The sequence below is a fragment of the Bacillus sp. UNC41MFS5 genome, from assembly GCF_000686805.1.
This window is the reverse complement of the sequence record NZ_KK366017.1, coordinates 567289-594181: the sequence shown is the minus strand read 5'-3', so window position 1 is coordinate 594181 and position 26893 is coordinate 567289. Positions and strand designations below refer to the sequence as shown.

The 26893-nt window shown below is 39.2% G+C and carries 26 protein-coding genes and 1 pseudogene; 1 reads left to right on the top strand and 26 read right to left on the bottom strand.

The window, feature by feature from the left end; all coding sequences use genetic code 11:
• Positions 1 to 118 precede the first annotated feature (118 nt).
• From acpP to BR30_RS0119290, 9 genes and pseudogenes are all read right to left on the bottom strand, one after another.
• A complete protein-coding gene (gene acpP / locus BR30_RS0119330; RefSeq protein WP_026566432.1) occupies positions 119 to 352 on the bottom strand; it encodes an acyl carrier protein in 234 nt (77 codons plus the stop codon).
• 99 nt (positions 353 to 451) lie between these two features.
• A complete protein-coding gene (fabG, locus tag BR30_RS0119325) occupies positions 452 to 1195 on the bottom strand; it encodes a 3-oxoacyl-[acyl-carrier-protein] reductase (RefSeq protein WP_026566431.1) in 744 nt (247 codons plus the stop codon).
• On the bottom strand, positions 1192 to 2139 hold the full coding sequence (gene fabD / locus BR30_RS0119320) for an ACP S-malonyltransferase (RefSeq protein ID WP_026566430.1): 948 nt from the start codon (positions 2137 to 2139) through the stop codon (positions 1192 to 1194). Before fabD ends, fabG begins: the two co-directional genes overlap by 4 nt.
• A 12-nt stretch (positions 2140 to 2151) precedes the next feature.
• Positions 2152 to 3171 carry a phosphate acyltransferase PlsX gene (plsX, locus tag BR30_RS0119315; RefSeq protein ID WP_026566429.1) on the bottom strand — a complete coding sequence of 340 codons (1020 nt, stop codon included), beginning with the start codon at positions 3169 to 3171 and terminating at the stop codon, positions 2152 to 2154.
• 13 nt (positions 3172 to 3184) lie between these two features.
• On the bottom strand, positions 3185 to 3751 hold the full coding sequence (gene fapR, locus BR30_RS0119310) for a transcription factor FapR (protein WP_026566428.1): 567 nt from the start codon (positions 3749 to 3751) through the stop codon (positions 3185 to 3187).
• A 141-nt stretch (positions 3752 to 3892) separates the two neighbouring features.
• Positions 3893 to 5941 (bottom strand): ATP-dependent DNA helicase RecG, encoded by a 2049-nt coding sequence (recG, locus tag BR30_RS0119305; RefSeq protein WP_026566427.1) that lies wholly within the window; start codon positions 5939 to 5941, stop codon positions 3893 to 3895.
• A pseudogene (locus BR30_RS38030) lies at positions 5925 to 6056 on the bottom strand (L-serine ammonia-lyase, iron-sulfur-dependent, subunit alpha); the annotation flags it as partial. The gene recG and the pseudogene BR30_RS38030, both read right to left, overlap by 17 nt.
• 54 nt (positions 6057 to 6110) lie before the next feature.
• Entirely contained in the window at positions 6111 to 7793 is a 1683-nt protein-coding gene (locus BR30_RS0119295) for a DAK2 domain-containing protein (RefSeq protein ID WP_026566426.1), read from the bottom strand.
• A 36-nt stretch (positions 7794 to 7829) separates the two neighbouring features.
• Positions 7830 to 8192 carry an Asp23/Gls24 family envelope stress response protein gene (locus BR30_RS0119290; RefSeq protein WP_026566425.1) on the bottom strand — a complete coding sequence of 121 codons (363 nt, stop codon included), beginning with the start codon at positions 8190 to 8192 and terminating at the stop codon, positions 7830 to 7832.
• Positions 8193 to 8476: 284 nt separating this feature from the next.
• Between BR30_RS0119290 and rpmB the strand changes: the two genes are divergently transcribed.
• The gene (rpmB, locus tag BR30_RS0119285) at positions 8477 to 8665 is read left to right on the top strand and encodes a 50S ribosomal protein L28 (RefSeq protein ID WP_026566424.1); all 189 of its coding nucleotides are present in this window, start codon (positions 8477 to 8479) and stop codon (positions 8663 to 8665) included.
• A 167-nt stretch (positions 8666 to 8832) separates the two neighbouring features.
• Here the strand turns inward: rpmB and spoVM are convergent, their stop codons facing one another.
• From spoVM to BR30_RS0119200, 17 genes are all read right to left on the bottom strand, one after another.
• Positions 8833 to 8916 (bottom strand): stage V sporulation protein SpoVM, encoded by an 84-nt coding sequence (gene spoVM, locus BR30_RS33970; protein ID WP_035445740.1) that lies wholly within the window; start codon positions 8914 to 8916, stop codon positions 8833 to 8835.
• 134 nt (positions 8917 to 9050) lie between these two features.
• Positions 9051 to 9698, bottom strand: a complete 648-nt coding sequence (locus BR30_RS0119275; RefSeq protein WP_026566423.1) for a thiamine diphosphokinase — start codon at positions 9696 to 9698, stop codon at positions 9051 to 9053.
• Between the two features lie 56 nt (positions 9699 to 9754).
• Entirely contained in the window at positions 9755 to 10399 is a 645-nt protein-coding gene (gene rpe, locus BR30_RS0119270) for a ribulose-phosphate 3-epimerase (protein ID WP_026566422.1), read from the bottom strand.
• 2 nt (positions 10400 to 10401) lie between these two features.
• Positions 10402 to 11283 (bottom strand): ribosome small subunit-dependent GTPase A, encoded by an 882-nt coding sequence (gene rsgA / locus BR30_RS0119265; protein ID WP_026566421.1) that lies wholly within the window; start codon positions 11281 to 11283, stop codon positions 10402 to 10404.
• An 87-nt stretch (positions 11284 to 11370) separates the two neighbouring features.
• Positions 11371 to 13356, bottom strand: a complete 1986-nt coding sequence (gene pknB, locus BR30_RS0119260) for a Stk1 family PASTA domain-containing Ser/Thr kinase (RefSeq protein WP_026566420.1) — start codon at positions 13354 to 13356, stop codon at positions 11371 to 11373.
• Complete coding sequence (locus BR30_RS0119255) at positions 13353 to 14111, bottom strand: Stp1/IreP family PP2C-type Ser/Thr phosphatase (RefSeq protein ID WP_026566419.1); 759 nt, start codon at positions 14109 to 14111, stop codon at positions 13353 to 13355. Before BR30_RS0119255 ends, pknB begins: the two co-directional genes overlap by 4 nt.
• A 5-nt stretch (positions 14112 to 14116) precedes the next feature.
• Entirely contained in the window at positions 14117 to 15208 is a 1092-nt protein-coding gene (gene rlmN, locus BR30_RS0119250; protein ID WP_026566418.1) for a dual-specificity RNA methyltransferase RlmN, read from the bottom strand.
• 3 nt (positions 15209 to 15211) lie between these two features.
• Complete coding sequence (gene rsmB, locus BR30_RS0119245; protein ID WP_026566417.1) at positions 15212 to 16561, bottom strand: 16S rRNA (cytosine(967)-C(5))-methyltransferase RsmB; 1350 nt, start codon at positions 16559 to 16561, stop codon at positions 15212 to 15214.
• Positions 16562 to 16563: 2 nt separating this feature from the next.
• Positions 16564 to 17502, bottom strand: coding sequence for a methionyl-tRNA formyltransferase (gene fmt / locus BR30_RS0119240; protein WP_026566416.1), 939 nt, complete (start codon positions 17500 to 17502; stop codon positions 16564 to 16566).
• Positions 17499 to 17984, bottom strand: coding sequence for a peptide deformylase (gene def / locus BR30_RS0119235; protein ID WP_026566415.1), 486 nt, complete (start codon positions 17982 to 17984; stop codon positions 17499 to 17501). Before def ends, fmt begins: the two co-directional genes overlap by 4 nt.
• Positions 17985 to 18242: 258 nt before the next feature.
• The gene (gene priA, locus BR30_RS0119230; RefSeq protein ID WP_026566414.1) at positions 18243 to 20654 is read right to left on the bottom strand and encodes a primosomal protein N'; all 2412 of its coding nucleotides are present in this window, start codon (positions 20652 to 20654) and stop codon (positions 18243 to 18245) included.
• Complete coding sequence (gene coaBC / locus BR30_RS0119225; RefSeq protein ID WP_026566413.1) at positions 20641 to 21864, bottom strand: bifunctional phosphopantothenoylcysteine decarboxylase/phosphopantothenate--cysteine ligase CoaBC; 1224 nt, start codon at positions 21862 to 21864, stop codon at positions 20641 to 20643. The genes priA and coaBC overlap by 14 nt, the downstream gene beginning before the upstream one ends.
• Before the next feature lie 195 nt (positions 21865 to 22059).
• Positions 22060 to 22278 (bottom strand): DNA-directed RNA polymerase subunit omega, encoded by a 219-nt coding sequence (rpoZ, locus tag BR30_RS0119220; protein WP_026566412.1) that lies wholly within the window; start codon positions 22276 to 22278, stop codon positions 22060 to 22062.
• Between the two features lies 1 nt (position 22279).
• The gene (gene gmk, locus BR30_RS0119215) at positions 22280 to 22894 is read right to left on the bottom strand and encodes a guanylate kinase (RefSeq protein WP_026566411.1); all 615 of its coding nucleotides are present in this window, start codon (positions 22892 to 22894) and stop codon (positions 22280 to 22282) included.
• Positions 22895 to 22905: 11 nt separating this feature from the next.
• Positions 22906 to 23169 (bottom strand): extracellular matrix/biofilm regulator RemA, encoded by a 264-nt coding sequence (gene remA / locus BR30_RS0119210; RefSeq protein WP_026566410.1) that lies wholly within the window; start codon positions 23167 to 23169, stop codon positions 22906 to 22908.
• A 60-nt stretch (positions 23170 to 23229) separates the two neighbouring features.
• On the bottom strand, positions 23230 to 24105 hold the full coding sequence (locus BR30_RS0119205) for a YicC/YloC family endoribonuclease (RefSeq protein ID WP_026566409.1): 876 nt from the start codon (positions 24103 to 24105) through the stop codon (positions 23230 to 23232).
• A gap of 106 nt (positions 24106 to 24211) precedes the next feature.
• Positions 24212 to 26890 carry a calcium-translocating P-type ATPase, SERCA-type gene (locus BR30_RS0119200; RefSeq protein WP_026566408.1) on the bottom strand — a complete coding sequence of 893 codons (2679 nt, stop codon included), beginning with the start codon at positions 26888 to 26890 and terminating at the stop codon, positions 24212 to 24214.
• Between the last annotated feature and the right edge of the window lie 3 nt (positions 26891 to 26893).

The following is a 26893-nucleotide window of genomic DNA, read 5'->3' as shown; positions in this document are numbered from 1 at the left end:
GTTTAAAAAAGTTTTTCGCAAAACGCAAAGAAACTTGGCATCACTGTTGGAAGCCAAGTTCTATTTTACAGAATAAAGCCCCGTTTGAAAACGGAGCTTTTGTGAAGAAATCCAACGATTACTTTGTGCTTTGTATGTAATTAACAGCGTCACCAACTGTGCTAATTTTTTCAGCATCATCGTCAGAAATTTCCATATCGAACTCATCTTCTAATTCCATAACTAGTTCAACTACGTCAAGGGAATCAGCACCAAGATCATCTTTAAATGAAGCTTCAAGTTTAACTTGAGATTCATCTACACCTAAGCGGTCAACGATGATTTTTGTTACACGTTCTAATACCTCTGCCATGCCTGTTCACCTCCCCTCAAGCTATTATAGAGTATTTCAACAAAATAATACACTAGGTTTTTATTACTTTTTGTATTTTGAACTTTTTGAACTGTCTAGCTACATTACCATTCCACCATCAATATGAAGTGTTTGTCCAGTAATATAGGACGAATCATCTGATGCAAGGAACGCTGTTATTTTGGCGATATCTTTAGGCTCTCCTAACCTTGCCAAAGGAATCTGTTTTAACATTTCTGTTTTTACATCTTCCGGTAATTTATCGGTCATATCTGTTGTGATGAAGCCTGGTGCGATTGCATTAACAGTAATGTTACGGGATGCCAATTCTTTCGCTGTTGTTTTTGTTAATCCGATGACCCCAGCTTTGGCAGCTACATAGTTAGCCTGTCCTGGATTCCCACTAACGCCAACAATTGATGCAATATTAATAATTCGACCTACCCGCTGTTTCATCATTTGTCTTGTTACCGCCTTAGTACAAAGGAACACACCTTTAAGGTTGATATTAATAACATCATCCCATTCTTCTTCTTTCATTCTCATCAACAAATTATCTTTTGTAATCCCTGCATTATTGACTAGAATATCAAGTTTTCCAAAATTGTCTATTGTTCCTTTAACCATCTCAGCAACTTCTTCAGAGTTTGATACATTACATTTTACTGCGAATGCCTCTCTGCCAAGAGCTTTGATTTCATCGACAACCTCATTTGCTTTTGCTTCACTGCCTGAAAAATTTACGGCTACATTGGCTCCTTGCCTTGCAAGTTCGAGAGCAATTTCTCTGCCAATTCCTCTTGATGCACCTGTGACAAGGGCTGCTTTCCCTTCAAGATTCATATTTTCTCCTCCTTTAATGCATCAATAACAGATTGTGCACTTTCCTCATCCGAGACAGAGAAAGTGGTAACTGTTTTATCAATTTTTTTGATTAAACCTGAAAGAACTTTTCCAGGACCGATTTCAATGAATGTGTCGACACCCAGCTCAATCATTTTGCGAACAGAATCTTCCCATAATACAGGAGAATAGAGCTGCTCAATTAATTTATCCTTCATTTCAGATGCTGAGCTAATCGGCTCTGCTGTTACATTTGCAACGATCGGGACTTCGGCATCCTTCATTTCAATTCCATCCAGAACTTCACGCAACTGGTCTGCAGCAGGCTTCATTAAAGTGGAATGGAATGGGCCGCTAACTTCTAGAGGAAGAGCCCTTTTTGCTCCTGCTTCTTTTGCTTTGGCACTAGCCAACTCGACCCCTTTTCTTGAGCCAGATATGACAATTTGGCCAGGGCAATTTAGGTTTGCTAGTGAAACAGGATTGCCTGATTCACTTACCTCATTTGTTACTGCAAATAGACGATCTCGGTCAAGCCCTAGTATGGCAGCCATTGACCCTTCTCCATTTGGGACCGCATTCTCCATAAATTCGCCTCGTTTTCTGACGGCATATACTCCTTCTTCAAAAGAAAGTGTTCCAGCAGCAACAAGCGCCGTATATTCCCCTAAGCTGTGACCAGCCACGTAATCAGCCTTAATCCCAAATTTTTGAAAGTAATCTAAAATAGCAATACTTGTTGTTAATAGGGCAGGCTGTGTATTGTAGGTAATAGTCAACTCTTCCTTTGGGCCTTCAAAAATTAGTTTACTCAGTGGGATATTTAGCTTCTCATCGGCTCTCCTAAAAAAATCCATAACCTTGGAATGTTTACCAGCTAATTCTTTTCCCATTCCGACCGTTTGTGACCCTTGTCCCGGAAACACGAATGCTATTTTATTCATGTCAAAACTCCTTTACCGTTCTACTTTTTCAGAATCTGCTTCTTTAGAATCTGCTTCTTCAGATGACATCTTAATTAAACCAACAACATCGTTACTTACCATTTCCCTTGTTTGCCTTATTGCACTAAATATAGCCTGACCATTGGATGAGCCATGCGCCTTTATTACAGGGGCATTCAATCCAAACAAAGCTGCACCGCCATATTCAGAATAATCCATTGTATTTTTTAACGTTTTAAGATTCGGTTTCAGCACAGCTGCCGCTAATTTACTTGTAAAACTACTCATCAATGCCGTTTTTAACATTTTAAACATGGAAAGTGCCGTGCCTTCAATTGACTTTAGGACCATGTTTCCCGTAAATCCATCGGTCACAACCACATCCGCCACACCATCTAATAAATCCCGTGCTTCAACATTTCCCACAAAATTAATATCGGCATCTTTCAACAATTCGAAAGCTTGCTTGGTAAGTTCATTCCCTTTCTTTTCCTCAGTCCCAATATTTAAAAGACCGACCCTTGGCTTGGAAATTCCTCTTACTTTCTCACTATAAATCGAGCCCATTAGTCCATATTGGAGGAGATGCTCTGGCTTGGCATCCGCATTAGCCCCGACATCTAATAACAAGAACCCCTCCCCGCCTATGGTCGGCAGCGTAGGTGCTAAGGCTGGGCGGTGTATCCCAGAAATTCTTCCTACCACAAAAAGTCCAGCAGCCACTAACGCACCTGTATTTCCTGCTGAAATACATGCATCTGCCATTCCATCAGCCACTTGCTGTGCGGCTAACACCATCGAGGCATTCTTTTTGCGCCGAACCGCTTTAACAGGCTCATCTGTTCCGAGGATTACTTCCGTTGTATGGATGACATTGATTCGATCATGATTTGTTAAGGTTTCTTTTATTTTATTTTCATCCCCGACAAGGGTAATATGTATATCTGAAAATGCTTGTACAGCTTTAAGTGCCCCTAATACGATTTCTTTGGGAGCATTATCGCCGCCCATGGCATCGATTGCTAGTTTCATTTTTCCTCATCCTCTACCGATTTTTCGAACGGTACATTTCAAATTCTCCGGTAAAAACAAGTTCATTATTGACAAAACTTGTTACTTCGACACTCGTTCTACCTTGATTCCGATCAATTTTTGTAACCTTAGCTTTAGCAATAACCCGCTCATTCAGTTTAACCAAACGTTTAAATTGAATATTCGCTTTTGCTGTTAACGCCAGTTCATCATTTATTACAGCTACTGCTAAAGAATTAGCCTGAGCGAATACATGATGGCCACGTGCTATGTTATTTCGTATAAAGACATGCTCTTTTTTTACATCAAAAATCGAAATGGCATTCTGATCCAATTCTATATGAATAATTTCACCAATCACTTCTTCAAGCGGTAATGAGAGGACTTCATCATCAAATCGTTTCTCAGCTACTGTCTTAATCCGCTCCCTGAGTTCAGGAATTGATAATTCTAAACGATCAAGACGAATGGTTTGTACACTTACTTGAAACTTTTCTGCTAAGTCTTCATCCGTAATAAAAGGATTCTCTTTAATTGTCGTGGTCAACAATTCTTGTCGCTCTTTTTTACTTTTTCGCATGTATGATTACACCGTCCGAGATCTTATGACTAGGTACTAATAGTAGTATAAAATTTGAAAAAGCAGATTGCAAGAATTAGTTTTTTATTCAGACCTTCTGCTTTTTCCAACAAAGAACCCTTTAAGAGGAAAAAGTTTGGTTTAATCTAGTTTCTCCCCTTCTAAAACGCCTGATTCATCGAGGATATTTCTTAGGTATTGATATTCTGGGGCTGTCCAAAATGTTTCAGACTGAATCAACATCACTGCATCATTTCGTGCAGTTTCTAGGGCTCGATAATCATGAACCATATCTGCGACCTTAAATTCAGGAACCCCGCTTTGTTTTCTGCCAAAAAAGTCTCCTGGCCCTCTAAGCTCTAAGTCTTTTTCACTTAATACGAAGCCATCGTTCGTTTCGGTCATAATCCGCATGCGTTCTTGGCCCACTTCTGATTTTGGACTTGCCAGCAAAATGCAGTAGGATTGATCACTGCCGCGTCCAACTCTGCCGCGCAGCTGATGAAGCTGTGAAAGGCCAAACCTTTCAGCATCATAAATGACCATCATGGTCGCATTCGGTACATTTACCCCCACCTCTACAACGGTCGTTGAAACTAGTACCTGTACTTCGTTCGCACTAAATGCCTTCATTACAGAGTCCTTTTCTTCTGAGCTTAAGCGGCCATGCATAAGACCCGCTTTAAATCGGTTTTGAAAATAATGACTTAATGTATTGTACACGTCAATGGCATTTTGAACATCAAGCTTTTCTGATTCTTCAATAAGCGGACAAATAACATAGGCTTGGTGACCTTTTTGTAGTTCTTTTTCAACAAAAGCAAGTACACGGTCAAGCATTTCTGGTTTGGCCCAATAGGTTTCTATCGTTTTTCTACCTGCTGGCATCTCATCAATGATTGATACATCCATTTCACCAAATACCGTAATCGCAAGTGTACGTGGGATTGGCGTCGCCGTCATGAACAATACGTCTGGATTCTCACCTTTTTCTCTCAGTACTCTTCGCTGTTCCACGCCAAAGCGATGCTGTTCATCCGTGATAACAAAACCGAGTCTCTTGAAAGTTACCTCATCTTGAATTAGGGCGTGTGTACCAATTAAGATATCAACGTTCCCTTCTGCTAGTTCGCGAAGGATTTCTTTTCTTCGCTTCCCCTTTATCGAACTCGTCAGAAGTTCGCATCTGATATTAAATGGTTCTAACATACTTTTTAAGCTTTCCGCATGCTGCTCCGCCAATATTTCTGTCGGCACCATAAGTGCACCTTGAAAACCTGCGGTAACACTGGCATACAAACCAATAGCTGCAACCACTGTTTTTCCCGAACCTACATCTCCCTGCAGCAATCGATTCATACGAAGTGGTGATTTTAGTTCTGCTAATACTTCTTTTACTACACGTGCTTGGGCATTTGTTAACGGAAAAGGAAGGCTATTAATAAATTCCTTTACTTTTGTTACATCATAGTTTTGGCAAACTCCAGGGGAATGCTCGCGTTCAAATTTCCTTAATGCTTGCATTTTTAATTGAAACAAAAGAAATTCTTCATAAACAATACGCCTTCTCGCTTGTTTCACATCTTCTTGGCTGTCTGGAAAGTGCATCGCTTTGAAAGCAGACTGCCTATCTAGTAATCGATATTTTTTTAAAAAAGCGATTGGCAGCGTTTCTTCAATAAATTGTCCATATTGTTGAAAAGCAATGCTGATAAATTTCCGTATTCCCTTTGTCGTTAATTTCCCTCTTAACGAATAAACGGGCTCAAAATCTTTTGTTTTTGCATTTGTTCCCATCTGCATCTCATTTGCCGTAATCGTCTGCCGATGGGCATCCCATTTCCCTGTGACGGTAATGGTTTCATTGATGGTGATTTTATTTTTTAAATAGGGTTGGTTAAAAAAGACTACCTTAATCAAATGCGCTCCAACAAAAAGCCGGAACATTAGTTTTGATTTCTTCCTGCCAAAATAGCTAAGAGAAGGCTCACTGTGAACCTTCCCTTCCACTGTTACTTTCTCATCATGCTGCACCTCTGTTATTTCACGGAGGCGGTAATCTTCATAACGATAAGGAAAATACTCCAATAAATCATTTATCGTAAAGATTTTCATTTCTGAAAAAATTTCAGCAGTTTCTTCACCAATTCCCTTTATGACGGTTATTGATTGATTAAGATGTGGATTCACTATTACTTTGCGGTATACCGAAGATCTTATCTTCCAGTTCACGACCTGCCGGTGTTGCCGCCAACCCTCCCTGCCCAGTTTCTCTTAGTGTAATTGGAATCATTCGACCGATTCTCCTGCTTTTTTGCACAAAAAAAGAAGGGATGCTCCCTTCTATTTTAGCTTTTCATTATTCAATTGAAAAGATATATGAATATAACGGCTGACGACCATTATGGATTTCCACTTCAACATCTCCATAATTTTCTTCAACATATTTTGAAAGCTGGTTTACATCTTCCTCGCTAATGTCTTCTCCATAAATGATGGTTAATATTTCTGAATCCTCATCTAGCATTTGTGAAAGCAGGTCCTCAGCAACTTTGCCTTTGTCCTTGTTTTTTACGACGATTTTTCCTTCAGCAATCCCCATAAAATCATCTTTCTCGATTTCTAAGCCATCAATCTGGGTATCCCGAACAGCAAAGGTGATTTGTCCAGTTTTTACATGTTTTAGCGCATCATTCATAGAGTCTTCATTTGCCTTAAGACCAGCAGCTGGATTGAATGCTAACAAAGCTGATAATCCTTGCGGAACCGTTTTGGAAGGGATCACATAAATTTCCTCTTCAGAAACATCTGCTGCCTGCTGAGCTGCCATAATGATGTTTTTATTATTCGGTAAGATAAATACCTTTTTAGCATTGACTTCTTTGACAGCCTTTACGATATCCTCTGTGCTCGGGTTCATTGTTTGACCGCCTTCAATCACGGCATTTGCGCCAATACTTCTAAATAAATCAGCAATCCCAGAACCCATAGAGACAGTAACAATTCCGTATTCTTGCTGCTCTTTTGGTGACTTCTGCTGACCAGCAGCTGGTGCAACATGTGTTTCACCAACAATATTGGTATGTTGTTGACGCATGTTTTCTATTTTCATATTAATTAAATTGCCATATTTCTGCCCGTAACTAAGGACTTCACCGGGCTGTTCGGAATGAATATGCACTTTCACCACATCTTCATCAGCAATGACCAATAAAGAATCTCCTAACTGGCTAAGGTCATTTCTGAAGATTCCTTCATCGAAGGGATGTTTTGCTGTCTTTTCTTGTTCAAAGCGAACCATAAATTCGGTACAATATCCAAATTCAATATCCTCAGTGTTAATATGTCCCTGGACACTTTTATGGTGTTCTGTATTAACTAACTCATCCATAGACAGAGAGGCAGAGGGTGTATCAGGCAGCTTTTCGCCTTTTAGGACGGCAAGAAAACCTTCGTAAACAAAGACAAGACCTTGACCGCCACTGTCAACCACGCCAACTTCCTTTAATACCGGAAGTAAATCCGGAGTCCGTTTCAAGGAAGCCTTTGCTTCTTTTAATACTTCTTCCATAATGACAATGATGTCGTTTGAAGTCTCGGCTGCCTGAACAGCCTTCTTCGCTGAATCTTTTGCAACGGTTAAGATGGTCCCTTCCACCGGTTTCATTACTGCTTTATAAGCGGTTTCAACTCCAGCGTCAAAGGCATGAGCAAAATCAATCCCTGAGATTTGCGCTTTCGCTTCAATGGCCTTTGAAAAACCACGGAATAGTTGTGAAAGGATAACTCCGGAATTTCCGCGTGCTCCCATTAGTAAACCCTTGGAAAGAGCTACACCAACTTTTCCTATATGATCTTGAACATTATTCTTTACTTCCTTTGCCCCGGATGTCATTGATAAATTCATGTTAGTTCCAGTATCACCATCGGGCACGGGAAAAACGTTTAAAGCATCAACCATTTTTGCATTTGTTGATAAATGATTGGCACCTTGAATCACCATCTCGGCAAAACGTTTTCCATCTAAAGCTGTTATTGACACAAACTTTCCTCCTCTACAAGAGTTCGTAACACAAACTTACGGGTTCGTTACTCGAACTCCCTGAACGTAAATATTGACCGAGTCAACGGCAAGTCCAACAGTCTTATCGAGGGTATATTTAACCTTTGATTGCACGTTGTGGGCAATTTCGGAAATTTTCGTTCCATAGCTAACAATAATATACATATCAATATGTAATGCCTCGTTCTCTTGGCGGACAATCACGCCCCGAGTGAAATTTTCTTTTCGTAGTATTTCCGTAATTCCATCTTTAATTTGATTCTTTGAGGCCATACCGACGATTCCATAACATTCAATCGCCGCTCCTCCGGCAATGGTCGCGATTACTTCGTTAGAAATATCAATTTGTCCGAACTTTGTTTTTAATTCAATGGACATGAATCGTTCCCCCTCCTGAAAAAATTGCTCCTTGACTATAGTCATTTTACTATAGTCACTGCAATTTTGAAAGTTATTCCTGTCTGTTTAATATAACAGCTTTTTATATAAAGTGATGTCAAGGCTTTTTTCTTGAAAGGTAACTATTGCAATCAAATAAGTTGTATGATAAATTATTAAGGTATCTCAAGTCTAGAAAATTTGTTCAAACAATTTTCTATTTCCAGATGAGGATCTTAAAGATTGCTGTATAAAGCTTTTGGTAGTTAAGGAGGGAAATCATTATGCCACGTCAATGTGTTGTAACTGGAAAGAAAACAACAACTGGTAACGCACGTTCTCACGCTATGAACGCAAACAAGCGTACATGGGGTGCTAACCTACAAAAAGTACGTATTCTTGTTGATGGAAAGCCTAAGCGTGTTTGGGTTTCTGCAAGAGCGTTGAAATCCGGTAAAGTAGAACGCGTTTAATAAACCGTTTAGAATGGGCATCCGTTAAGGGTGCCTTTTCTTTTTGTCCAAAAACCACAATTTCTCTTCAGGAATCTATTTGTATAGTATTCCCCATTTAACAAAATAAAAAGCACCCAAATTAAACGGGTGCCATTGTTAAAACGATATCATCATACATACTTATGCTATTCGTTCTTTTTAAACGCTCCAATCATCGCACGGACAAGTCCGCCTAAAAATTTCGGCAGTTTAATCGTATAAAATTTCATACTGTCCCTCCTCACAAATCTCCCCAACTTATTTCAACTCAACTTTTTTCGAACGCCCTACCATATTATTCAAACGAACGAAATCAGTACCAAAAACATTGTAGGCACCATTCTGAGTTAGTTACTAAAACATATTAATCATGACTTCTTATCACTATTAATATGCCTTCAGAAAATGAAAAAGTACCATAATCATTAATAAGTTCATTACTAATACATAGTGTTGAACCAATTGAAATATGACGATTTTTCAAAGGGAATTTAAAGCCTTCTAGGGTGAGATTGTGGATATTTAGGGTTACAGGAACAAAGGAAATATATTTTTTTGAATCCATTTTTTCAATCTTATAGCTGCCTGCTTCCCTAATAAAAACGATATTATTACGGTCAATTATGCAAATATCCACTTCATTTTTTTCTTGGATCGGAGTGAGCAATAAGTGAACATTCGCAAATAAATGATCCAGCCTGCCACCAGTTGCCCCAAATATACGAATGGTGCTTGGATGCTGATTAAGTGCCCAATTAAGGGCAAGCTCCATATCCGTTTCATCCTTTTCCGGTTTATACTTTTTTAATTCTGTAACACGTTCTTCAATATACTTTAACTCAGTTGATGAAACAGAATCAAAATCACCAAAAGCAATAGATGGAGAAATGTTTCTTTTTAATAAATGATAGACGCCGCGATCGACTCCTACCCAAATTGAATCATTTACTTTGTACTCCGTTAAATCTGGCAAATGGTCTTCAGGGCCTCCGGCCACAATATTGATAATCATAAAAGTTCTCCTTTTTTTCAATATGCAAAAAGCCAGCAATAAGCTGGCTTTCCCCATTAACCTCTTATCAGCGAAATTGCCTTCGCATAATCTTCTTGATTATAAATAGCTGAGCCTGCCACAAGGACATTTGCACCTGCTTCCATGCATAGCTTTGCCGTTTCTGAGTTAACACCGCCGTCAATCTCAATCTCCATGTCTAAACCTTTTTGTTCAGCCATTTCTTTTACTTTTCTTATTTTTGGAAGAACTTCAGGTATGAATTTTTGCCCGCCAAACCCTGGATTGACAGACATTAATAAGACCATGTCAATTTCACCAATTATGTGTTGAATCGATTCAACAGGTGTTGCTGGGTTTAATACTACACCCGCCTTAATTCCAAAAGATTTAATAATTTGAATCGTACGATGTAAGTGACGACATGCCTCAACATGGACAGTAATATAATCAGCTCCAGCTTTAGCAAATGCTTCAATATATTGATCAGGGTTTTCAATCATAAGGTGAACATCTAGTGGCAGTTTGGTGATTGGACGAATCGCTTCAACAATCAGGGGTCCAATCGTAATATTAGGGACAAAGTGGCCATCCATGACATCAATATGAATGTAGTCAGCTCCTCCTTTTTCCACTGCTAAAATTTCTTCACCTAATTTTGAAAAATCAGCTGAAAGTATGGATGGTGCTATTTTAACCATGTTTAGTACCTCGGCTTTCTATCTTTTATCTCCTGTAGGAAGTCCAAATAATGTTCGTAACGATATGCTGGGATTTCATTTGAGTCAACTGCTTGTTTCACACCACATTTAGGTTCGCTTACATGCAAACAGCCTCGGAATTTGCAATTTTCACTAGCCGTTTGAATTTCAGGAAAACAAAAAGTCAAATCTTCAGCTTCAATATTGGTAAATTCCAATGAACTAAACCCTGGCGTGTCTGCTATTAGTCCATTGCCAATCTTTATTAATTCCACATGTCTGGTGGTGTGCTTTCCTCTGCCTAGATGCGATGAAATATCATTTGTTTTTAATTCAAGGTCCGGTCTAAGAACATTTAGTAACGATGATTTCCCAACACCAGATTGACCCGCAAACACAGATATTTTATTATCTACGTGCGGATTTAACAGTTCAATTCCTGCTTCTGTTTCGGAGGAAGTAAGGATCACTTTATATCCTGCTGCAGTATATTGCTCTGCATAATCCTTAATCATCTTTTTCTCATCTTCGTTAGTAAGATCCATTTTGGTAATACAAATAAGCGGTTCAATTCGATTAAATTCAACAAGCACAAGGAAACGATCTAATAGGACCGTACTAAAATCTGGTTCAACAGCTGAAAACACTAAAATGGCCTGGTCAACATTTGCAATCGGTGGACGTATTAGCTCATTCTTGCGAGATTTTACCTCCATGATGTATCCTTCCAAGTCATTTTCAGCTTGAAAAACAACCTCATCACCAACGAGAGGGGTAATTTTATTTTTTCTAAATACCCCTCTGCCACGGCATTGGATTAACTTATCGTTTCCAAGTACATAATAGAAACCGCTTAATGCTTTAACAATTTTTCCTTCCGGCATAGCCACACTCCTTGCCTTTCAATTAGACAACTCATTTTTCATATTAAATTCTTCGTAATCAATCATAATAGAGCATTGTAATATTGATTATTCTGTTTCAGAATAGGTAATTACATCCTCCGCTATGACTTTGCTGTCTCTAATAATTTTGTAGCCGCCTTTTCCGCCATAAGGTATCGTTAACTCAATTTGTTTTTTGGTTGTTTCGGTAATAAAAAAGGTTTCTGCCGGTTCCGTCATACTGTGATTCATATCTTCGATGTAAATAAGAACTTCCTGCTTAGGAATAGGTTCTCCCGTAACTGGAACGGTTGGTTCATAATCAATGGTTATTTCCTTCACTACCGTTTTTGGCGGCTTTTCTTCTTTACCTTTTGAAATAATAACGGTTATGGTATCGCCTTTAGTCATTTCCGTTCCAGGTTTTGGGTTTTGTGAAATCACCATGTCGGCAGGAACTTTTTCATCAAATTTTTCTTCAGTCTCGATTTTGAGCCCTACTAAGGAGGCATAGTCCTCTACACTTTTTAAAGTGTATTGGGTTAAGTCCTTAAGTTCAATTGTTTCTGGTCCCTTACTAACTTCAAACACTAATACAGTGTCTTCATCTACAACTTTTTCACCACCAGGAGGGGATTGATTAAGGATTGTTCCTGGTTCACTATCATCATATATCTCGGTCTTTTTAATATCTTTAAAATTTCGACTCTCTAATAAAGGAAAAACATCTTCGTATATTCTTCCAACATAATCCGGGAGGTCCGTTTTTTCTTTGCCTGTACTAATATATAAAGTAACTTTTGTGTTTTCCTTGACTGTTGTTCCAATTTCAGGGTCTGTCTTAATGACTTCTCCTTGATCAATCAAATCATCTGGAATTTCGATTTGTTTCTCAACCTCTAAACTATTAAGTTTTAGTTTGGAGATGGCATCAGTTAATTCCATCCCACTTACATCTGGGATTTTGATATCTTTAGCCGACAATAATCCAGGTAAAAAGGTTATAGCTAATAGCCCTAGAACAGTAAGGGTAAGAAAAGTCGCAATTAAGACAGTCGGCCAGTTTTTCCGCTTTTTCTTACTTTCGTTTTCTTTTTTAGATGGATCCTTTTTGTTTTTTGGAACAATTTTATCTGTAGTATGAACTAAGGTTTCATCCAAGTTTTTTTGTGGACGCTCATTTGTAATAATAGGTATTGCCTTCGTTGCTTCATCATCAATCGGAATAATAAACTTAGATTCATTCATTCTCTCTGGATTAAGTGCTGTTCTTATATCCTCTTCCATCTCATCGACACTGTTATAACGATGAAATGGATCTTTTGCAGTTGCCTTCAAAACAATATTCTCTACACTTTGTGGGATGTTTGAATTCCACCTTCTTACAGACGGAGTTTCTGATTGAAGATGCTTTAATGCAATCGAAACGGCCGATTCCCCAGAGAATGGAAGCCTTCCTGTTAAAATTTCAAACATAACAATCCCAAGAGAATAAATATCTGATTTCCTATTTGCCATACCGCCTCTGGCTTGTTCTGGTGATAAATAGTGTACTGAACCTAAAACCGAATTGGTTTGGGTAATGCTTGTTGCACTCAAAGCCATTGCAATTCCAAAATCAGTGATTTTTACATTGCCATTCCGATCAATAAGTATGTTATGTGGTTTAATATCACGATGAATAATATGATTTTGATGGGCATGAGAAATGGCAGAAGTTAATTGCATCATTATATCTAAAGCTTTTTCGACACGAAGTGATGAATGTTGGTTTATGTATTGCTTTAATGTTTGCCCATTCACATATTCCATAACGATATAGTAAAGAGAATCCTCTTCCCCTACATCGTAAATACTGACAATATTGGGATGGGTAAGACTAGTAGCTGACTGTGCTTCTCTATGGAAACGGCGAATAAATTCCTCATCATTAACAAAATCAAGGCGGAGCATTTTAACAGCAACTTCTCTGTCTAAAATCATATCATGTGCTAAATAAACATTTGCCATACCGCCTCCGCCAATCATTTCAAGCACTTTATAGCGGCCGCTTATTCTCTTCCCAATAATCACTGATGATCACCCAATTCATTATCATTAGCATATTCTAATATAATTAGGGTAATATTGTCTTCTCCACCATTCTCATTTGCCATGGTAATTAATGTAGAAGCCTTTTGTTCAAGAGAATCTTCATTTTGAAGAATTTGAATCATTTCTTTTTCATTTACTTTATTGGACAATCCATCAGAGCATAGTAAAAGATAATCTCCTTCTTCAAACATGATTGTTTTAAAATCGATTTTAACATCTTGTTCCGTTCCTAGGGCTCTTAAAATCCAATTTTTCCTTGGGTGATGTTCCGCATCCTCTTTCGTAATTTGTCCTGTTCTGACTAATTCGTTGACAAGCGTATGGTCCTCTGTAAGCTGCTTGAAGCCCGAATCATTTAAAATATAACAACGACTATCCCCGACATGGGCTATGGTTGTAAAATTCTCTGATGCTATGACTGCTTCAATTGTTGTGCCCATCCCCTCACATTCCACATGGCTTCTGGAATGGTCAAAAAGTAATTGATTCACTTGAAGAACATGTGTTTTCAACCAAGCTTCCGCTTGATCTGCTGTTTGAATGCCTTCAGACTTCTCCCACATTTCTTGGAGATGTGAAACAGTCATATTACTTGCTACATCACCGGCAAGGTGACCGCCCATACCATCAGCTACGATGGCAAGGCAGTGTCCGTCCCGATTTACAAAAGTACCACCACTATCTTCATTATTCTGACGGACTCTTCCTTGGTCCGTTTTAAAAACAGCTTTCACTTTTGTCACCTCGTCTCCTCTTTCCGCTCCTTTGCACGAAGTTGCCCACATGCTGCAGCTATATCTGAGCCTTGCTCTCGGCGAATCGTTACATTAATTCCGCGGTTTTTTAATGTTTTTTCGAAAGCAAAAATTTTGTCTCTTGGCGTCCGTACATAATCCCTTTCAGGAACATAGTTGACAGGAATTAGATTGACATGGCACTTCAATCCTTTTAATAATTCAGCTAATTCTTCGGCATGCTCAACTGAATCATTAACTCCTCCAAAAAGACCATATTCAAAGCTGATTCGACGCCCTGTCTTATCGATATAATACCTTACTGCCGTCATTAAGTCATCAAGTTTATAAGCCTTATTTATTGGCATTAACCGCGATCGTAATTCTGTATTTGGAGCGTGCAAGGAAATCGCAAAATTAATTTGCGTGTCTTCATCGGCAAACTTATAAATCTTCGGCACAATTCCACTTGTTGAAACGGTAATATGACGTGCCCCAATATTCAGCGCCTTTTCATGATTAATTATTTTTAAAAATGACATCATATTGTCGTAATTATCGAATGGTTCACCGATGCCCATAATAACAACTGAACTAACCCGCTCATCTGTTTCATCAAGTGTTTGTTGGACTTTAACTACTTGAGCAACAATTTCACCTGCTTCCAAATGTCTTTTTAATCCGCCCAATGTTGAAGCGCAAAAGGTACAACCAATTCGACAGCCTACCTGCGTTGTGACACAAACGGAATTCCCATATTCATGACGCATTAACACGGTTTCAATGGAATATCCATCATGAAGTTCAAATAGAAACTTAATCGTCCCATCTGAAGAGGTTTGTTGAATTGCTGTATTTAATGTTGTCAGTTCAAAATGATTTGCGATCTTATCTCTAAGTCCCTTCGAAACATTACTCATATCCTCAAAGGTTGTAATTCTTTTTTTATAAAGCCATTCAAAGATTTGATCGGCCCGAAATGGCTTTTCTCCATTTTCTGAAAGCCAATCCTTTAATTCGTGTAACTGTAATGAATAAATTGATTTTTTCTTAACTTCCGTTGTTGTGTTTGTCTCAGTTGTATTTAATTGTTCCAACTGTTACACCTTCTTTCTTAATACTGCAATATAGAAACCGTCCGAACCAATATCTTGTGGGAATATCTGCAAATCAAAACCTGTAATTAATGGCTGAATTGCTTCTGGCATCCGGTTTTTAAATGTTAAATCCCCTTCGAAGTCAGGGTTATTCTCTAGGAATGTCTTCACTGTATATTCATTTTCTTCTTTATCGACTGTACATGTACTATAGACAAGAATACCGCCCTTTTTCAATAATGGGGTTACGGACGTTAATAAGTCTTGTTGAATTGTACTTAGCCGCTTTATATCCATCTCTGTTTTGGTATATTTCATATCTGGCTTTCTTCTCATTACGCCGAGACCGGAGCACGGAGCATCGAGAAGAATTCGATCAAATGATTCAATCTTAAACTTTTCCTGTAAATTTCTTGAATCAGAGACACTTGTTTTAATATTTTCTAACCCTAACCGCTTGGCATTGTCATTGACTAATCTTACCTTATGCTGATGAAGATCCACCGAAATCACTTCACCGGTATTGTCCATTTTTTCAGCAATATGGGTACTTTTACCACCTGGTGCCGCGCAGGCATCGAGGACATATTCGTTTGGCGATGCACCTAAAGCATAGGCTGCAAGCATCGAACTTTCATCTTGGATGGTAAACATTCCATATTTGAAGGAAATGGTTGAAGCCAGATTTCCCTTTAACGAACGAATGGCCTCAGGAATGACCGGGCTTTTTTCGATTTGAAAACCATCTTCTTCTAAAATGGAGATACATTCGTCTCTTGAAATTTTCGTGAGGTTAACTCGAGCTGTTTGCAATGGTGCGGTTAAGTTAACCTCACACATTTCTTTTGTTTTATCATAACCGAATTGATCTACCCACCTGGTAATAAGCCATTCGGGGTGACTAGTTTCAAGTGCCAGTCGCTTATTGGGATCGACAATTTCCGAAAGTGAAGGAAGCCCTTCTCTTTGGATGCTCCTTAAAACCCCATTTACCAAACTGCCAATTCCTTTATGACCACGTTTTTTGGCAATTTCAACTGCTTCGTATATTGCAGCTCTATCAGGTATTCGATCAAGGTAAACCATTTGATATAGAGTGAGCCTTAATAAATGGTGAACCCAATTTGCTAACTTTTTATTTTCTTTGACAAACGGCTCTAAAAAATAGTCAAGCGCCATTCTTCTTTGTAATGTTCCATAGACTAATTCTGTTAATAGGCCAACATCTTTGGCAGGCAGCTCGTTTTTTTCAATTGTAGAATTAAGAAGTAAATTGCTGTAGGCTTGATTCTTCTCAATAGCAACTAACATGTCCATTGCGATGGTTCGTACATTATTTATTGTTGTTGTCATTGCTATTCTCCTAGTCTCGTGCCTACTGAAATTTTAGAACCTCTTAAGAATTGTTCACACATCATTTTTGATTTCCCTGAAGGCTGAAGTTCAATGATTTTAATGGCTGTTTCATTTCCCGTACTAACAGTAAAGCTATCTGTTTCTACCTTTAGGACAGTACCAGGTTCTACTCCCCTCTGCCCCGCTTCCTTATTAGCTCGCCATATCTTTACCACCTGACCATTCAAGGTGGTAAACGCAACGGGCCAAGGGTTTAATCCACGGATATGGTTATAGATTTCTTCACCGGTTTTTGTCCAGTTAATTTTTTCCTGTTCTCGTTTAATGTTGGATGCAAAGGTTGCATCGGCATGGTTTTGTGGCTTTGGAGTAAGTTGCCCGTCCAATAGAAGTGGCAAGGTTTCCGATAACAATTTAGCTCCAGCTTCACTTAGTTTGGCGAAAAGCGTTCCAACATTGTCTTCTTCCGTGATTGGAACCTCAATACTTGTTAAAATATCTCCAGCATCTAATTTTTCAACCATATACATGATTGTCACACCTGTTTTCTGTTTCCCTTGAAGAATAGCGTAATGGATAGGAGCACCGCCGCGAAGTTCAGGAAGCAAGGATGCATGAACATTGATACAACCGTATTTGGGGGCTTCTAATAATTTATTGGGTAAGATTTGACCAAACGCGGCCGTAACAATTAAATCAGGTTTCAATGATAGAATCTTTTCGAGTTCTTGTTCTTGACGTATTTTTTCTGGCTGAAAGACCGGAATATCATGTTTTAAAGCCTCAACCTTTACTGGAGGGGGTGTCAATATCTTTTTCCTGCCAACTGGTCGGTCTGGTTGTGTCACTACACCAATGACATCATATCCGTCATTAATAATTTGTTGTAAAACCGGCACGGAAAAATCCGGAGTACCCATAAAAACAATTTTGGTCATTCAGCTTCTACTCCTTTTAACTCATCTTCCTCTAGATATCTTGTCACCTTTGTTGTAAATAAAATCCCATCAAGGTGATCGATTTCATGTTGGATCGCTCTTGCGAGAAAGCCCTCTGCTTCTAATGTATATTTTCTTCCTTTACGATCAAATGCCTCAATCTTAACAAAATTGGGTCTTGTCACTTCACCAAACAATCCAGGGAAACTTAGACAACCTTCTGGACCAGTTTGTTCTCCAGATGTTTTTAAGATTACTGGGTTTATCATTTCAATTGTCCCTAATTCATCATCGATATCAACAATTGCGATGCGTTGGTCTAATCCAATTTGCGGTGCAGCAAGCCCTACTCCATCATATTCAATCATCGTGTCATACATATTATCAAGTACTTTGGCCAGCTTTCTATCAAACTTCACTACTGTCTTGCAAGTTTGTTCAAGTATCTCAGCTGGGTAATTTACTACTTTAAGGATTGGCAATTCATTTCCCCCATAAAATGCTACGCTATAAATATATGTTGATTTGCGCTCCAGGCACTTCGCTTTCCGCGGGCGGTCCGGTGAGCCTCCTCGGCGCTATGCGCCTGTGGGGTCTCTCCTGCCCCGTCCTCCCGCAGGAGTCTCGCGCCTTCCGCTCCAATCAACATGGCTAAAATAACACAGCTTAATTTTTTTATTGCTTACATTTTCACCAAAAAAGCGAAATATTAACCTTTACAGCCTCAGGTAATGAGGTGGTTACATTAAAATAAATGGATTCACATCTATTGTTACCAGTAAGCCACTCTTTGTATCTGTTTGGTATTGATCCAAAATGGTTTTTAACATTTTTGTCAAGTTCGGTTCCCGCTTGTATTTTATCAGACATTGATAGCGATATCTATTATTAATCCTAGGAATTGGCGAGGCAGCTGGCCCTAAAACGACGGCATCATTTGAAACCTGGGAGCGGACATAATTAACAATTTTCTCTGTAGCTGTGACAACTGTCATTAACTGTTCATGACTGACAGTGATCAATGATAGATAAAAAAATGGTGGATAATGATGTGTTTTTCGCATCATCATTTCTTGTTGATAAAAGAGATCATAATTCTGTGTCCCGGCAAGCTCAACACTATAGTGTTCAGGAGTGTAGGTTTGAATAATTACCTCTCCTGGCAACTGGTGACGTCCTGCCCTCCCACTTACTTGGGTTAATAATTGAAAGGTTTTTTCAGAGGCACGAAAATCTGGTAAATGAAGCATAGTATCAGCCGAAAGCACTCCAACTAAGGTGATATTGGGGAAATCCAAGCCTTTAGCAATCATTTGTGTCCCGAGGAGAATATCTGCTTTCCCATTTTGAAAATCGGTTAATAATCGTTCGTGGGACCCCTTTCGTCCTGTTGTATCCACATCCATACGAATAACCCTAGCTTCTGGAAGAATTTTTCCCAACTCATCTTCCACCTTTTGTGTACCGGTCCCAAAATAGCGGATATACTCACTGGAGCACTCAGGACATTGCGTCGGCACATGACTTTCATATCCACAATAATGACATTTCATTTGTTCATGAACACGGTGGTAGGTTAGCGATATATCACAATTAGGACAATTCATCACGTACCCACAATCCCGGCACATCACAAATGAGGAATGTCCACGTTTATTTAAAAATAAAACAGATTGCTGTTTTTTTTCGATTCGGTCCTTTAGCATCTCAAATAGCTTGCTTGAAAACATCGAACGATTTCCATTACGAAGTTCTTCGCGCATGTCAATGATCTCCACTGAAGGCAGGGATTGATTATTCATCCGAGTAGGAAGTGATAAAAGTTGATATACCTTCTTTTGAGCTCTAGCAAATGATTCGAGCGATGGAGTTGCACTTCCAAGTACTACTGGGCAGTTATAGTTTTTTGCCCTTTCGATGGCTACATCCCTGGCATGATAGCGAGGCATTTCCTCCTGCTTATAGCTTGTTTCGTGTTCCTCATCAATGATAATGATGCCTAAATTCTCAAATGGTGCAAAAATTGCTGATCTAGCCCCAACTGCTACTTTTACTTCCTTGCGTTGAATCTTGCGCCACTCGTCATATTTTTCTCCTGCAGATAAACCACTGTGCAAAACAGCCACTAAATCCCCGAATCTTCCTTTAAAGCGATTAACCATTTGAGGGGTAAGCGAAATTTCCGGTACAAGCACAATCGCCTCCTGCCCTCTTTCAATCACCTCTTGGATGGATTGGAGGTAGATTTCTGTCTTCCCACTACCCGTTACCCCGTACAGCAAAAATACCTCATGTCGATTGGATTCAATTGAGTTTAGAATTGGCGCAATCGCGGTTTGTTGGGAATTGGTTAATGGCAATGGCTTTGTTCTTTTAAACGTCTTATCTTCAAATGGATCTCGATATACCTCCATGTCATACTCAATTAGGAGCTTTTTTTCCACAAGCGCTTTAATGGTTGAGGATGTCGTTTTTATTTCAGCGACCAATTGTCTTAATTCGACAGGATCAAAATGATCGACAAAATAACTTAATACTTGTTTTTGTTTTTCAGCTTTCTTGGGGAAGCTCTCAAGGGCCTCTTTTAATTCAGCAACAGAAGCTAATGGACGAACAAACTTAAGTTGTTTCTTTTTGACCTTTTCCTTAACAATGTATGTAACTTCCAGTTTTCCTTTCGTTGCCTCTTTTTGTAATAAGGGAACCATTCCATTTTTTAATGCGTCTTCCCAATCAACCATTACTTTATTTTCAAAAAGAGCTTGAAGGGGTTCTGATAAATCAGCCAGTTGTACCCCCACAGCCAGTTGCACTTTTTTTTCATACTTTGCTTTTAATGCCGCAGGTAGCATCACCTGATAGGCAAATATTTTAAAACAAAGTGTATGTTCGGTCAGCCAATCGCCAAGTTCTAATAATTCTTTGTTTAAAACAGGCTCGAGCTCCATTGGTTCGATAATCTCTCTTAACTTTTTAAATTCAGAATGTGATTTTAACGAAGTGACAAATCCTTGGATCTTTCTAGGACCGAATGGGACGATTACTCTCATTCCAGGCTGGATGACTTCGCTCCACTGCTCTGGAATCAAATAATCGAAGGCCCGGTCCGTTTGCTTTGTCGGTACATCCACAATCACACTAGCTATTTCCATTTTCATCCATATCCTTCAAAAGGGAAGTAATTTCTTCAATAATCATTTTTGCTACATTACTTTTTGACATAAGTGGTAAATCGATTGCGTTTCCTGAGCGTTTATACAGGGTCACAATATTCGTGTCCGTCCCAAACCCTGCCCCTTCCGCTTTCACATTGTTGGCGACAATTATATCAGCATTTTTGGTAGTTAATTTTTTTCTGGCGTATTCTTCCACATTATCTGTTTCAGCAGCAAAGCCAACCAACACTTGGTTCCTCTTTCTCTTTCCCAGCTCCATCAGGATATCTTTTGTTCTTTCCAATTCAATACTCGAGTCACCTGCTTGCTTTTTTACCTTGTGTTCATGGGTGATTTTCGGACGATAATCAGCAACGGCTGCTGTTTTTATGACAACATCCGCTTTTGAATAATATTCCAAAACAGCCTTGTACATTTCCTCTGCGCTTTCCACTTTCACCACATCGATTCCTAAAGAAGCTGAAAGATTGACCGGACCTGAAACTAATACCACATGAGCTCCTTGCCTTTTTGCCTCTTCAGCCAACGCATACCCCATTTTCCCAGTCGAATGATTAGAAATAAAACGAACAGGATCAATCTTTTCACGTGTTGGACCTGCTGTTACCACAACAGTTTTTCCTTTTAAGAGTTGGTGATTTTGGTTGATAAAAAATTCCCGGATGAGATCCACAATTTTTTCTGGTTCTTCTAAGCGGCCCTTTCCAACATAGCCACAGGCAAGATATCCTTCACTAGGTTCAATGAATTGATAACCATATTCCGCTAAGAGTGATAGGTTTTTTTTCACAGCAGGATGATCATACATATGTACATTCATAGCAGGGGCAATCCAAACAGGTGAGGTGGCTGCGAGCAATGTTGTTGTTATCATATTATCAGCGATTCCGCTCGCAATTTTCCCAATTGTATTTGCCGTAGCAGGAGCAACTAGAATTAAATCAGCCCAATCTGCTAAATCAATATGTGCAATGACACGCGGATTGATTTCATCAAAAGTATCAACATGCACTTCATTGCGTGATAATGCCTGAAAGGTTAATGTGGTAACAAACTTTTGAGCTGATTCACTTAAAATTACTTTTACTTGTGCTCCAGTCTGAACAAGCTTACTTGTTAGTGCTGCTGCTTTATAGACAGCTATTCCACCTGTCACACATAATAATATTTTTTTATCTTTCATCATCATCGCTTCCCCCGCTCCTTAGTCCATTAGTCTTTCTTTTATTATGCAAGAATGAATGCAATTTTTCATCTTTTACCTACTATTATTCGACAAAATCCACTATATATAGAATCACCAAAATAAAAAAGGCTGACACGTAAGGTTTCTCCCTTTTGTCACGCCTTCTCTACTGATTTCTAATCATATAATTATTTATTATTCAGCAAGTGCATCTGCCTTTTTAGAAATCCGGTACGTTAATTCACCGCTATAAATTTCCTCAAGTGCTTTACCCACATGCTTATGGGAAACATATTTTGGTAATCTTTCATCCCTTACTTGGGACATTACCCGCGCACGTTTTGCAGCTACGGACACTAGTGAGTATTTAGAATCAATTTTTTCAAGCAACGAATCAATAGAAGGATATAACATCTTATTCAACCTCCAGCAATTTTTTATAGCGATGTTCTACACGTTCTCTGCGGCAATGTTCGGCAGTGACAATAGCTTTCACTCGTTCACAAGCACGCTCCACTTGGTCATTTTCAACGACATAATCATATAATTCCATCATTTCAATTTCTTCTCGGGCCGACAACATCCGGTTTTGGATAATGTCATCAGTTTCTGTTCCCCTTGTAACAATCCGGTTCTTTAATTCGGATAAACTTGGCGGCATAAGGAATATAAATAAACCTTCAGGAAACTTTTCACGAACCTGACGGGCACCTTTTACTTCGATTTCTAAAAAGACGTCTTTTCCGGCATCTAAAGTTTCACGAACATAATCCACGGGGGTACCATAATAATTGCCGACAAATTCGGCATACTCTAACAGCTTTCCCTGCTTGATTAAATGTTCAAACTCTTCCCTTGACTTAAAAAAGTAATCTACTCCATCAATCTCCCCTTCTCGAGGTGAGCGGGTTGTCATCGAAATAGAATACTCAAAAGCTGTATCCGGATGTGAAAAAATCTCTTTCCGTACCGTTCCTTTTCCAACCCCAGATGGCCCAGAAAGTACGATTAACAATCCTTTTTCCTGCATTTTCAAAAATCCTACCCTTCATCAATTATTTCATCACGATCTGCTAAACGGTGTGCAACCGTTTCTGGTTGAACGGCTGATAGAATAACATGGTCACTATCCATAACAATTACTGCTCGTGTCCGTCTACCGTATGTGGCGTCAATTAATGCACCTCGGTCGCGGGCATCTTGAATAATTCTTTTTATTGGAGCAGATTCAGGGCTGACAATTGAAATAATTCGATTGGCAGAAACGATATTGCCAAATCCAATATTAATTAATTTAATCGACATGGTCTTCATCCAATCATTAATAATATATTTTGACCGTCTCAAACCATTTCTAAACAAGGTTCACTCGATATTTTGAACCTGTTCCTTCAACTTCTCGAGCAAACTTTTAATATCAACCACCTGTTTAGCAATGTTGGAGTCATTTGCTTTTGATCCAATCGTATTTGCTTCTCTGTTCATTTCTTGAACGATAAAGTCCAACTTTCTTCCAATTGGTTCCATACTTTGCAGGGTATGCAAGAACTGTTGAATATGGCTTTTTAAACGGGTAACTTCTTCACTTATATCTGCTTTATCAGCAAAAACGGCAACTTCCGTTAATATCCTCGTTTCATCCAATTGCCCATTAACGAATTCTTCCATCCTTTTTGTTAAGCGCTCTTTATATGATTGAACAACGAGTGGAGCGAATTTTTGAAGTTCCAGCACATTTATTTCTAATTGTGACAAGATAGCGAGCAAATCCTTTTTTAATTCTTCTCCTTCTGCCAATCGCATTTGCCTTAATAAATTGGCAGCTTCTTCTGTAGCTTCTAGCACTAGCCTTTCAAGCTCATCATTGCCGATTTCACTTTCTTCAATATGTAAGAGTTCACTTCTACTAAGCAAATCCTGAAGTGTGACTATTCCTTCAACATTATACTTTTCACGTACCTGCTTGATGATTTGCGAATACTCATCAAGGAGTTTCCAGTCAACATGGACTTTTCGGGTTACGCTACCTTCACCCTCTAAGCTGACATAAACCTCAACTCTGCCACGACGGATATATTGACTTAGTTTCTTTTTCAAACGATCTTCTATTTTTAATAGCTGCCTGGGCATGCGGATATTCATTTCACAAAAACGGTGGTTCACAGTTTTTATTTCCACATTAACAGAGAAAAAATCTGACTCTGCCTTAGCTCTTCCGAATCCCGTCATACTAGTTACCATTCTGTGCACATCCAATCTCCTGAAAAATTGATCTGCTCCCTAAATTTTTCAAAAAAGACAAAAGGTAATAGAGTGGATTCTATTACCTTTTGGATTATAACACACTTTATTTTGTTTTTCTTAACAAAAATGACCCAGCTAGTAAAAAAGTTGGAATCGATGATAACCCAACAATCAGTAACCAATCCTTCGCTGCAATCGGAAGCGTATGGAAAACTGGTTGTAACGGCTGATAATAGATAACAACCAGCATTAATACTAGTGACGATATCACCGCCCAAACAAGATATTGATTTCCAAAAGGATTTCTGGACAGGACTGATTTTTCACTGCGGCAATCAAATACATGAATGAGCTGTGCCATTACGAGTGTTGCAAAGGCTACAGTTTGTGCATATTGCAACTGTGTTGGGTCGTTATGATAGACAACCATGAAGGACAATAATGTTACGATCCCTATTAAAAAACCTCGCGATACAACTTTCCAGCCTAACCCGCGCGAAAAAACACCTTCATCTGGGCTGCGCGGCTTACGTTTCATCACATTTTCTTCCGGTCGGTCGAGTCCAAGTGCCATCGCTGGCAAACCATCTGTTACCAAATTAACCCATAGAATTTGGATAGGAATCAGCGGAAGCGGGAGCGCTAAAACCATTGCAAACAACATCACTAAGATTTCGCCAACATTGGAAGCCAGTAAGTAGCGGACAAATTTCCGAATGTTTTCGTATATATTTCTACCTTCAACAATCGCTGCCTTAATTGTCGCGAAGTTATCATCCAACAGAACTAGTGCAGATGCTTCTTTGGCAACATCTGTACCAGTAATTCCCATCGCCACTCCAATATCAGCTGCTTTAATGGCTGGAGCATCATTTACTCCGTCACCCGTCATCGCAACAATATGGCCGCGATTCTGTAATGCTTTGACAATTTTCAGTTTATGCTCTGGTGATACCCTGGCAAAAACGGAAACATCATCAACGACACCTTCCAATTCTTCGACAGACATTTGTGATAGGGCAGTTCCATCAATGACCTTACTCTTATTGGTTATGATTCCAAGTTGGGAGGCAATTGCTTTGGCTGTGATTACATGGTCACCGGTAATCATAACTGTTTTAATGCCTGCTTCCTTACATTCCTTGACCGCTTTTTTCACTTCAGGTCTTGGCGGGTCTATCATTCCCTGGATACCAATTAGGGTTAAATTCTTCTCTGCCTCATGCTCACTTAATATGACGGTGTTAGCCTGGATTGGTTTAAAGGCAATCGCAATCGTTCGAAGAGCCTGTGACGCAAGGCCGTTTATTGCCTCTTGTACTTTGAACTGTGTTTCTTTATTTAAAAATTGAGTTCTCTCGTCCCAAAGGACAGATTCACTAATTCCCAATAGGACATCTGGTGCCCCTTTGGTGACAATGAAATTCCGTCCCTGCTTGTCTTTTACATGCACACTCATCATTTTACGAGCGGAATCAAATGGGAATTCTTTGATAATTGTAAATTCATCTAATAATTTAGGACGATCAAAGCCTGCTTTCATGGCGCTTACTAAAAGTGCTCCTTCCGTTGGATCGCCATCAAGAAAATAGTTATCATCCCTGACAACTAAATCTGAATGATTACATAACATCCCAAAAATCAGCATTTGCTGCAGTGCTTTTTCATCTTTAGGATTAATATTTCGTTCATTTCTATAAAAATTACCTTGGGGTTGATAGCCGACCCCGTCTACGGTCCAGGTCTGCCCCCCGCTCCATAGGTGGGTAACAGTCATTTTGTTTTGTGTCATGGTTCCCGTTTTATCTGAACAGATGACCGATGCACAGCCAAGTGTTTCAACTGCTGGAAGCTTCCTAACAATCGCATTTTTCTTAATCATTTTTTGGACACCGAGGGATAATGCCACTGTGACAATCGCTGGGAGCCCTTCCGGAATGGCGGCAACAGCAAGGGAAACACCAGCTAAAAACATCTCATAGATGTCGTGACCCCTTAAAACACCAACCACTACAACCAGAACAGTTAACAACAATGCGACAGTGATTAAAATTTTCCCCAATTGTTCTAAGCGCCGCTGTAACGGCGTATCCTGTGTCTCAGCATTTTGGAGTAAATCAGCAATTTGACCCATTGCTGTTTTCATCCCAGTGGCAATGACGACTCCAACCCCGCTTCCCCTCGTAATCATCGTACCCATAAAGGCAATATTCTCCATATCACCGATACCTGGATTAGGATTAGCTAATGACTCGATATGTTTAGAAACAGGAACAGACTCACCTGTAAGGGCCGATTCTTCAATCTCTAAACTTTTAGATTCAATTACCCTCACATCCGCACCGATCCGGTCCCCGCTAGTAAACTTCAAAATATCCCCAATAACAATTTCTTTCGAAGGAATCTTCATCCACTGGCCATCCCGAAGTGCTGAAACTTGTGGAGCAGATAATTCCTTTAAAGCCTGGAGTGATCTCTCTGCTCTTCTTTCTTGAAAGAAGCCTAGAAAGCCATTAATAATGACGATGGCGATAATCGCAATGGCATCAATGTATTCGCCAAGCAACCCAGATATCAGTGTAGCAGCAAGTAGAACTAAGACCATAAAATCCTTAAATTGACTAAAAAATAAGAGTAAAGCTGATTGCTTTTCTCCTTCGTCCAATTCATTTAGACCGTGCAGCTTCACCCGTTTTTTTACTTCTTCCTGCGATAATCCAGAAGAAAAGTCGGTTTCTAGGGCCTTTTCTACTTGATCTATCTTCATTTCATGGAATTTCATCCG

What these genes read in the sequence shown, in the direction of transcription:
- acpP (WP_026566432.1), bottom strand. Translation starts at nt 352, where the DNA reads ATGGCAGAGGTATTAGAACGTGTAACAAAAATCATCGTTGACCGCTTA.
- fabG (WP_026566431.1), bottom strand. Translation starts at nt 1,195, where the DNA reads ATGAATCTTGAAGGGAAAGCAGCCCTTGTCACAGGTGCATCAAGAGGA.
- fabD (WP_026566430.1), bottom strand. Translation starts at nt 2,139, where the DNA reads ATGAATAAAATAGCATTCGTGTTTCCGGGACAAGGGTCACAAACGGTC.
- plsX (WP_026566429.1), bottom strand. Translation starts at nt 3,171, where the DNA reads ATGAAACTAGCAATCGATGCCATGGGCGGCGATAATGCTCCCAAAGAA.
- fapR (WP_026566428.1), bottom strand. Translation starts at nt 3,751, where the DNA reads ATGCGAAAAAGTAAAAAAGAGCGACAAGAATTGTTGACCACGACAATT.
- BR30_RS0119290 (WP_026566425.1), bottom strand. Translation starts at nt 8,192, where the DNA reads ATGTCCATTGAATTAAAAACAAAGTTCGGACAAATTGATATTTCTAAC.
- rpmB (WP_026566424.1), top strand. Translation starts at nt 8,477, where the DNA reads ATGCCACGTCAATGTGTTGTAACTGGAAAGAAAACAACAACTGGTAAC.
- spoVM (WP_035445740.1), bottom strand. Translation starts at nt 8,916, where the DNA reads ATGAAATTTTATACGATTAAACTGCCGAAATTTTTAGGCGGACTTGTC.
- BR30_RS0119275 (WP_026566423.1), bottom strand. Translation starts at nt 9,698, where the DNA reads ATGATTATCAATATTGTGGCCGGAGGCCCTGAAGACCATTTGCCAGAT.
- rpe (WP_026566422.1), bottom strand. Translation starts at nt 10,399, where the DNA reads ATGGTTAAAATAGCACCATCCATACTTTCAGCTGATTTTTCAAAATTA.
- rsgA (WP_026566421.1), bottom strand. Translation starts at nt 11,283, where the DNA reads ATGCCGGAAGGAAAAATTGTTAAAGCATTAAGCGGTTTCTATTATGTA.
- rsmB (WP_026566417.1), bottom strand. Translation starts at nt 16,561, where the DNA reads ATGACAACAACAATAAATAATGTACGAACCATCGCAATGGACATGTTA.
- fmt (WP_026566416.1), bottom strand. Translation starts at nt 17,502, where the DNA reads ATGACCAAAATTGTTTTTATGGGTACTCCGGATTTTTCCGTGCCGGTT.
- priA (WP_026566414.1), bottom strand. Translation starts at nt 20,654, where the DNA reads ATGGAAATAGCTAGTGTGATTGTGGATGTACCGACAAAGCAAACGGAC.
- coaBC (WP_026566413.1), bottom strand. Translation starts at nt 21,864, where the DNA reads ATGATGAAAGATAAAAAAATATTATTATGTGTGACAGGTGGAATAGCT.
- rpoZ (WP_026566412.1), bottom strand. Translation starts at nt 22,278, where the DNA reads ATGTTATATCCTTCTATTGATTCGTTGCTTGAAAAAATTGATTCTAAA.
- gmk (WP_026566411.1), bottom strand. Translation starts at nt 22,894, where the DNA reads ATGCAGGAAAAAGGATTGTTAATCGTACTTTCTGGGCCATCTGGGGTT.
- remA (WP_026566410.1), bottom strand. Translation starts at nt 23,169, where the DNA reads ATGTCGATTAAATTAATTAATATTGGATTTGGCAATATCGTTTCTGCC.
- BR30_RS0119205 (WP_026566409.1), bottom strand. Translation starts at nt 24,105, where the DNA reads ATGGTAACTAGTATGACGGGATTCGGAAGAGCTAAGGCAGAGTCAGAT.
- BR30_RS0119200 (WP_026566408.1), bottom strand. Translation starts at nt 26,890, where the DNA reads ATGAAATTCCATGAAATGAAGATAGATCAAGTAGAAAAGGCCCTAGAA.